This is a genomic window from Nostoc sp. EspVER01, assembly GCF_034530635.1.
Taxonomy (GTDB): domain Bacteria; phylum Cyanobacteriota; class Cyanobacteriia; order Cyanobacteriales; family Nostocaceae; genus Nostoc.
The window spans coordinates 46,366-50,682 of record NZ_JAVRCS010000044.1; the positions used below are offsets into that span (position 1 = coordinate 46,366).

The following is a 4,317-nucleotide window of genomic DNA, read 5'->3' on the forward strand; positions in this document are numbered from 1 at the left end:
TTGAGCCGCCGCCTGCCCGAAGTTGCTCAATGCCTCTGCCGCACTGCGACGAACAGATGAGTCAACCTTTTCATCTTTGAAGATGTTGGCAACTTTCTGGGCTATTTCCTCCGGTTTCTTAACCACGGTTTTCAAGTCTTTTAGCTCATAAGCAACTAATTTGTTCAAAGCATATCCCTTCACTTTGGTGTAGCTGTCGTCAAGGGCTGCTACTATACCGTTAATCTGCCAATCTTGGGGTTTGGGTTTGGGGGTTTCTTTGGCGCTTACCCAAGGCAAACAAAAAAGAAAAGAAAGGATGAAAGCTAAAGCATAAAGGATAAAGCGAGAAGGCTTGCTGCGGTGGCGGGGAGTTGTTACCATGTTTGGAGCAAGGTGGCAGAATACACGAGATTATGAGTATAATAACAACCTTGCAATTCCTAATTCCTGATTGAGAATGCAATTTGGTATCAACAAGTAGTAGACGATCTGCATTTACAGGTATAAAAGACTCGCTCACGAGTATAAAAGACTCGCCCGCGAGTATCAAACACTCGTCCACGAGTATAAAAGACTCTCGCGCGAGTATTAAAGACTCTCGCGCGAGTATAAAAGACTCGCTCACGAGTATCAAACACTCTCGCACGAGTATCAAACACTCGCTCACGAGTATTAAAGACTTGTCCACGAGGATCAAACACTCTCGCACGAGTATCAAACACTCGCTCACGAGTATCAAAGACTCTCCCGCGAGTATTAAAGAACTTTCAAATAAAAAAGGACTCAAATAATTCTTGTGGGGTGGGCGTCTCGCCCGCCCATAGCTAAAGGCGGGCAAGATGCCCGCCCCACAAGATTGAATAATTTATTGGTTGGAAATCCCTAAAGACTCTCCCGCGAGGTTTAAAGCCTATGAACCAATACGGTTCGGATAAGCATTTTGAACTAACAATTGGTTTGGGGAAAAGGTTAAAGGGTAAGGGTTAAAGGTTTTTTATTCCCCTTTCCCCCTTACCCTTTCCCCTTTAACCGAACCGTATTGGCCTATGAACCAGAAGCAGCTTTAGCAGGTTTACTTTTAATAGCTTTAAAACGATCGCCTAACTGTTCGGCAAGACTTTTTAACCCTGGAGTTTTCTTCGCAGCAGTCTTGACGTAATCATAAACTGTCAAGCTGCTGCCCATTGCTTCGCTGCCGACTGCCATTAAGGTATCATCTACTTGTTCTGTCAGTTGTCGCAATCCAATCAAAAGCTCAGTAAGTGTGATTGCTAATTGATAATCCCGCACAAATTCATCGACATCAAAGCTGGCTGGGAGAATATCTCGGTTAGACTGGGCCGCAGTCAGGCTGGTATTGACGAAAGCTAGGCTTTTATCGCCCATCTTAAATAACTTGCGTCGTTCTTCTACACTCAGGGTTACGAGAAAAGGCATCTTCGCTTGGATAGTCGCAAAGGCTGCTTTAATTTCTTGAATATCTGCTGGGGAAAGGGAGCCTGTAATATTTTGGTATGCCATTGGTTATTTACTGTAGTAAATCTGTTTGTTATGATTCCCACTGGTAAATGCGATCGCACATCTCAACGTCAACCTGACTTTTCACGGTATTTGGAAAACCTCTCTCTAAATCACAAGTTTGCTCAGAGAGAGTTCCCAGCCAAAAAGGTGGATTCAAACTGCTCAAGTCGGCGAATCAAAGTAGTACAGGACTTATGCAAAAATGGCTGAAAAGCTTAATTTATCCAACTGCCAAGACGCCCAGAACACGTAAAGGGTGCGTAAGTCCTATAGTATCGCCATGTGCAACTTTCTCTCAAACCTAACCCCCAACCCCTTCCCTACAAGGGAAGGGGAGCAAGAATCAAAGCCTCTCTGCCTGTGGGAGAGAGGAATGGAAGTGGGGTTCTAGGGATAAGTTGCACATCGCGTTATAAGTAATTTCGGAAGGTTTCTGAAGTGAAAAGTCAGTTTACCGAATAATTTCTTTAACAACGCCAACAAAGCGTTCCATGTCGGCTTGGGTAATCGCTCCCATTGTCGAGACTCGAAAGATTGATTGAGCTAAATTCCCCTGTCCAGAATAAATTATATAATCTCGTGCTTTCAGTTGGTCGTGAAATTCTTCATAGCTGAAACCGTTTGGTAAGTAATAGGCATTCAAGACAACGGATGAACTGCCAAGAGGAAGTAAGGGTTTAATTCCGATTGAGGCTAACCCGTCTCTAACTAAGCTGGCAAGTTGGTTGTAATGGTTGTGTCTAGCACGCCAACCTCCTGCTTCTGCCATTTCTTGCAAAGCTTCTGTTAAAGCATAAAATGTCTGTACTGATTGCGTAAAAGGTGTGCCGCCTCGTTCTTGCTGCTGGTAATAAGTTGCTAAATCTAAATATAAGGTGCGGGGGATTGTGTCTACTGAAGGCAGTGTATCCCGTCGCAGAATAACAAAGGACGTTCCAGGGACACCATGCAGACATTTATTCGCTGTCGCAGCGCAAGCAGTGATTCCCCAATCTGCAAAATTTATTTCTTCAGCACCAAAGCTGCTGACTGCATCTACTAATAATTTGATACGGCGTTCTTGGCAAATTGGCGCAAGTTCCGCCAAATTATTTAGGCGACCGGTAGTAGTTTCGTGATGGACGATCGCAAGGTGGGTGATGTCGGCGTTTTCATCTAAAAGCTTGACTAAAGCCTTGATATCGATTTCGGCATCCCAAGGATGGGAAAGTGTGATGTAATCAATGCCGTGGATTTTGGCAATTTTGGATAGTCGTTCGCCATATACACCGTTTTCAATTACTAGTAATTTACCGTTTGTGGGTACTAAACTGCTGATCATCGCTTCCATCGCGGCAGTACCAGAACCGGTGAGGAGAACTGCTGCCCAGCCGCTTCCAAGACCATAAACTTGAAGTAGCTGTTCGCGGATTCTGGTTTGAAGTTGGGAAAATTCCACCTCACGGTGACACAAATCGGGACGCAACAGGGCATTTCTGACGCGATCGCTCAAATTGACGGGGCCGGGATTTAGTAAAATCATTACCAAAGTTAGGAGTTAGGAGTTAGGAGTTGCCAGTTAGAACCAATATGGTTCATAAAGCGTTGTAAAACTTCTTCTGGGGTGAGGTTGGGTCTGGGTAGCTTTTCTAAAGTTCCGGGACGGATTTTTAAATGAGCAAATTTAGGTCTGGTGTTAGCATCTGCGGTAAATAAGGCATCTAAAAGGGCGGGATCATCTCCGGCTAATGTCACGCCGTAACCGCACGCTTCGGCAATCTTGGCAAAGGAGATACCCGCAGAAACGGTGGCTTGTGCGCCTGTGGAATCGTGGACTTCATTATCTAAAAGAATATGAGTCAAGTTAGCACCGCCATAAGTGCCGATGGTCGCAAAATTACCCATCCGCATTAATGCTGCCCCATCGCCATCAATTACTACTACCTTGAGGTCTGGACGCGCTAAGGATAATCCCAATCCCATTGAGGAAGCACAGCCCATCGAGCCGACCATATAAAGATGATTGGCGCTGTCTTTACTGGCGAAGAGTTCCCGTCCCGTATATCCGGTGGTGGCAATTATTACAGTGTTTTCTGGATCGGTAAGTTCCACAATCCGAGCTAATGCTTCGCTGCGAGAAACGCGTTGTTCTTTGTTATCCCGAAAAAAGCTTTGCTGAATATTAGCGCTAGCACTATTTTCTCGTTCGGGGATAGAAGAACGGGTGAGGGCATGGGGGGCGATCGCTCCTTTACGCATGATTAAAGCATAAGGACAGCGCTCTTGTTGCATATAGGCTGTGGCTCTTTGCAAAACGGGTTCTATTTGTGCTACATCTGTGGGAAAAAATTCCCAAGGTATAGTCATTGTTTGCAGCAATTTCTCTGTGATTTGCCCCATTAATTGATGTTGCGGTTCATCTTGCAATACGCGATCGCCTCTTAAAGTACAAATCAGCAGCAGTGGAATCCGAAAGATGTAAGTGAGGGAGGTTAGCGGGTTAACTGCATTTCCCAAACCAGAGTTTTGCATCATCACTACTGCGGGTTTACCAGCAATTGCGGCTCCAGCTGCGATCGCTACAGCATCTCCCTCATTGGCTGCGGAGATATATTTAAGTTGAACGTCATTGATGACGTAGTTAATAAAAGGCGTGAGAAAAGAACAGGGTACGCCAGTGTACCACTCAAAGCCAAGATGACGCGCAGCTTCTACAAATTCTTCTGCCTGGATCATATTAAGTGATGGGGGGAGCAGGGGAGCAGGGGAGCAGGGGAGCAGGGGGGCAGGGGAAAAGGTTAAAGGGAAAAGGGAAAAGGAATAAGGGACTTCCAA

Annotated in this window: 3 protein-coding genes and 1 pseudogene; all 4 read right to left on the reverse strand. The window is 45.4% G+C overall.

Annotation, left to right across the window (positions count from 1 at the left end; genetic code table 11):
- A pseudogene (locus RMX69_RS25605) lies at positions 1–363 on the reverse strand (PBS lyase); the annotation flags it as partial.
- Positions 364–1,026: 663 nt separating this feature from the next.
- The gene (locus RMX69_RS25610) at positions 1,027–1,503 is read right to left on the reverse strand and encodes a hypothetical protein (RefSeq protein ID WP_322639115.1); all 477 of its coding nucleotides are present in this window, start codon (positions 1,501–1,503) and stop codon (positions 1,027–1,029) included.
- Positions 1,504–1,954: 451 nt separating this feature from the next.
- Entirely contained in the window at positions 1,955–3,025 is a 1,071-nt protein-coding gene (locus RMX69_RS25615) for a 2-aminoethylphosphonate aminotransferase (protein ID WP_322639116.1), read from the reverse strand.
- An 8-nt stretch (positions 3,026–3,033) separates the two neighbouring features.
- Positions 3,034–4,218, reverse strand: a complete 1,185-nt coding sequence (gene aepY / locus RMX69_RS25620) for a phosphonopyruvate decarboxylase (protein WP_322639117.1) — start codon at positions 4,216–4,218, stop codon at positions 3,034–3,036.
- Positions 4,219–4,317 lie beyond the last annotated feature (99 nt).

Excerpts from the sequence above, each read along its gene's own strand:
- aepY (WP_322639117.1), bottom strand. The coding sequence starts at position 4,218 with ATGATCCAGGCAGAAGAATTTGTAGAAGCTGCGCGTCATCTTGGCTTT.
- RMX69_RS25610 (WP_322639115.1), bottom strand. The coding sequence starts at position 1,503 with ATGGCATACCAAAATATTACAGGCTCCCTTTCCCCAGCAGATATTCAA.
- RMX69_RS25615 (WP_322639116.1), bottom strand. The coding sequence starts at position 3,025 with ATGATTTTACTAAATCCCGGCCCCGTCAATTTGAGCGATCGCGTCAGA.